This window comes from Cellulomonas septica (assembly GCF_012396155.1).
Taxonomy (GTDB): Bacteria; Actinomycetota; Actinomycetes; order Actinomycetales; family Cellulomonadaceae; genus Cellulomonas; species Cellulomonas septica.
Genome location: NZ_JAAXOY010000315.1, coordinates 1 through 4,133 on the forward strand (window position 1 = coordinate 1; position 4,133 = coordinate 4,133).

The following is a 4,133-nucleotide window of genomic DNA, read 5'->3' on the forward strand; positions in this document are numbered from 1 at the left end:
CGTCGGGGTCGAGCGTGCCGCCGTCCCAGACGTCGGCGTCGAGCACGGCCTGCACGGCGTCGCGCGCGTCGCCGGCGGGCAGGGACGCGGCGGCCGTCGTCAGGCGGTCGCGCTGGGCGTCGGTGCGCAGGCCCCAGCCGTACGCGTACAGCGGGTCGTAGTTCTGGTCGCCCACGTTGACCGGGACCTGGTCCGCCGACGCAGGCCACGTCACGGGCAGGCGGCCGGTGAACGGCTGGTCGCCGAACAGCACGTCCGCGACACCCGTACCCTCCGAGCCCGGCAGCCACGACGCGACCAGCGCGTCGATCGCGTCGAGCTTGTCGGTCACGAGCTGCGGACGGCCGGAGACGACGAGCACGACGCACTCGACCGCGGCGCACACCGTGTCGATCGCGGCCCGGTCGGCGGTCGACAGCGACAGGCTCTTGCCGTTGTTGCCGACGTCGCCGACGCCCTCCGCGTAGGGCGTCTCGCCGACGACGACCACGCCGACCGTCGCGTCCCCGACGGGCGCCGACGCGTCCTCGGAGTAGGTCACCGACGGGTCCACGGCCTGGATCGCCTCGAGGATCGACGTGCCCGTCGTCGTGTCGCCCGAGCCGCCCTGCCACGAGACCGTCCAGCCGCCCATCTGGTTCCCCAGGTCGTCGGCGTTCGAGCCGGCGACGTACACGTGCGCGTCCTTCGCGAGCGGCAGCGTGCCCGTGTTCTTGAGCAGCACCTGGCTGCGCGCCGCCGCCTCGCGGGCGACCGCGCGGTGCTCGGCCGAGCCGAGGTCCGCGGTGTGCGTGCGGTCGGCGAACGGCTGCTCGAACAGCCCGAGCGCGAACTTCTGCGTGAGGATGCGGCGCACCGCGTCGTCGACGCGCTCCTCGCTCACGACGCCGCCCTCGACGTTCGCGACCGTCGACGTGATGAACGCGCCGAAGTTGTACGGCGCCATCGCCATGTCGAGCCCCGCGTTCACGGCCCGCGCCGCCTTCTGCGCGTACGTGCCGCCCGGCAGCTTGTCGATGCCCTCCCAGTCGCTGATGAGGAACCCGTCGAAGCCGAGCTCGCCCTTGAGCAGGTCGGTGTTGAGCGCCCCGTTCTCGTGCATGCGGACCGGGTCGCCGCCGTCGACCGAGACCGCCGAGTACGACGGCATGATCGTCCCGACGCCCGCCTCGATCGCGGGCACGTACGGGTCGACGTGCAGGCGGCGCAGCTCGTCGAGCGACGCGACGTGCGTGACGCCCTGGTCGATCGGGTAGCCGTTGCCCGCCTGCTCCGGCACGTACGTCGTGCCGCCGTCGCCGACCCAGTGCTTCGCGGTCGCGAGCACCTTGTCGGGACCCGACAGGTCGGCCGGGTCGTGGCCCTGGAGGCCGGTCACGGCCGCCTCGGCCATCGCGGTGACGAGCGCCGGGTCCTCGCCGAACGACTCGTAGCTGCGGCCCCAGCGCTCGTCGCGGGTCACGCACAGGCACGGCGCGAACGTCCACGGGACGCCCGTGCCGCGCACCTCCTGCGCGGTGACCTGCTGCACGCGCTCGACGAGGTCCGCGTCGCGCGCCGCTCCGAGCCCGTCGTTGTGCGGGAAGATCGTCGCCCCGACCACGTTGTTGTGGCCGTGCACGGCGTCGACGCCGTAGACGATCGGGACCTGCAGCCGGCTGGCCAGGGCCTCGCGCTGGAAGCCGTCGACCATGTCCGCCCAGCCGCCCGGCGTGTTGTCCTGCGGCACCGACCCGCCGCCCGACAGCACCGAGCCGAGACCCAGCTCGCCGATCTGCGTCGGCGACTGCAGGCCCAGACGCTCGGCCTGCGTCATCTGACCGACCTTCTCCGCGAGCGTCATGCGACCGAGCAGGTCCTCGACGCGCTCGGCGGTCGGCCGGTCGGGGTCGAGGTACGGCGCACCCAGCGCGTTGAGGACGATCCGCGGGTTCCGGTCGACCGCGGCGCCGGTCGCCGTGAGCGTGAGCTCGAGCGTGCGGGCGTCGTCCTGCGCGGCCGTGGCGTGCGTCGTGACCTCGACGGTCTGCGTCGTGCCGGACTCCGTGCCCGCCGCGAACGTGAGCGTGCCGTCGGCGGTGTCGTAGTGCTCGCCGGCCGTCGCGGTCCCGTCCGTCGTCGAGTAGGCCACCGTGACGTCCTCGGGCAGCGGGGCGCCGTCGGTGGTGGTCAGGGTGAGCGGGACCTGCGCGGTCTCGCCGGGGTCGACGAGGACGACGTCCTGCGCGGGCGTCACCTCCGCCGTCGGGGCGGGCACCGCCGAGCCGTAGAGCTGCACGTCGTCGACGGCCCAGGCCACCGGGGTCGCGGTGTTCGGCACGAACGTCAGCGCGTACCCCCACGCCGACGTGAGGTCGAGCGTCCCGTTGCGCGTCGCCTCGTCACCCGGCTGGTAGCCGCCCAGCGTGAACTGGTCGAACGGCAGCTCGACGAGCTTCCAGCGGCTGCCGTCGGGCGACCAGTTGTCCTTGAACGTCGTCGCCCACAGCTCGGAGTGCTCGCCGTCCGGGCCGCCGTCCTTGAGCTCGACCTTGATGTCGTCACCGGCCGTCGGCGACGCGGGACGCGTGTCCTGCGACGCGTACCAGAGCAACCGGATGCCGCGGAACGACGACCAGTCCTGCGCCGCGGCGAGGTTCTGGCTGAAGCCGCCCCAGCCGCCCGACGGGATCAGGTACTCGCCCGACAGGACGTGGTTGTCCGCCGGGCCGCCCTCGCGGTCCATCGCCGTGACGCCGAGCGACACCTCCGCGCCGGCCGAGCCCCACGTGAACAGGCCGACGGTCGTGCCCGGCTCCGCGATCGGGACGTCACCCTCGGCGTCCTCGATCGTCGTGACCCGGTCGTACAGCGCCACGTCGTCGAACTGCCACGCGCCCGCGCCCAGGTCCGTGAGGGTGACCGCAAACCCCGTCGACGCCGTCGGGTCGAAGCGCGCGTCGTTGCCCGGGTCGTTCTTGAGTCGCAGGTTCGCGAACGCGACGCTCACCTGCCGCCAGCCCGCGGTGTCGTCGACGACGCGCTCCTCGAACAGCTGCCCGCCGCTCTTGAGCTCGTAGCGCAGCAGGCCGCCGTCACCGGTGCCGCGGAACCAGAACGTGAAACCGTCGTGGTCCGACCAGTCCGTCGGGGCGAGGTCGTGCGTGAAGCCGAACCAGTCGCCCGGCGCGGGCGTGCCGCCGACCGTCGCGACCAGCACGTCGCCGCTGTCCGGCCGGTCGCCGGGCGCGGTCGTGAGCACGGGCGTGACCGGGGCGCTGATCCCCCACGTCGTCCAGCCCTGCGGGACACCGTCCTCGAAGTCGTCGAGCACGGTCACCGTGCCGACGTCGGGGAGCGAGCCGTGCGGGGTGATCGTCAGCGTCGTCGTCGTGCGGCCGCCCAGCACCAGGCCGTCCGACGGGTCGCTCAGCGTGAGGACGACCGTGCGGGCCGGGGCGAGCGGCCCGTGGTCGACCGTCGCGACGTCGACCGTCGCGCTCGTGGTGCCGGGCGCGAACGTGACTACCTGGTCGACGGCGGTGTAGTCGCCGCCCGCGCTGGCCGTGCCGCCCGTGCCGGCGACGCGGACGCTGCGCTCCGTGTCCGCGGCGGTCGCCAGGACCACCGGCACCTGCGCCGTCTGGCCGGCGGGCACGGTCGCCGTCGACGCGCCGAAGGCCACCGGGACCGCCTCGGGCGTGCCGAAGACCTCGACCGAGAACAGCGAGTAGCCGTACCAGTGCAGGACCGGCGCCTCCCAGTCGAAGCTCGTGCGCTCGTCCATCTGGACGCGCACGTAGCGGGCGTCGGTCGGTGCGGCGAGCGTGATCTCGTCGGTGCCGCCGTCGCCCGCCGGCTCGGCGTGCACCGTCGTCCACGACGCCGGGTCGTCGGGCGCGGCCGTCGCGACCTGCACGTCGTAGACCGTCGCGTACGCCGCCTCCCACGCGAGCACGACGCGGTCCACCTCGGCCGTCGTGCCCAGGTCGACCTGCAGCCACGCCGTGAACTCGACGTCCTCGTCCGGGCCGTTGCCGCTCGCCCAGCGCGTCGCCGGGTCGCCGTCGACCGCCGCCGACGCTGGGAACGTGCCGTCCGCGTCCGCCTGCGACTGCGACGCCGTCGCCGTGCCGGTGTGCGCGAGGTCGCCG

1 protein-coding gene is annotated in these 4,133 nt (G+C 73.9%); it reads right to left on the reverse strand.

Translation table 11 applies throughout. The annotated features are described in order from the left end of the window. A partial coding sequence (locus tag HGA02_RS12285; RefSeq protein WP_168679248.1) for a glycoside hydrolase family 3 N-terminal domain-containing protein occupies positions 1 to 4,133 on the reverse strand: 4,133 nt, incomplete at both ends.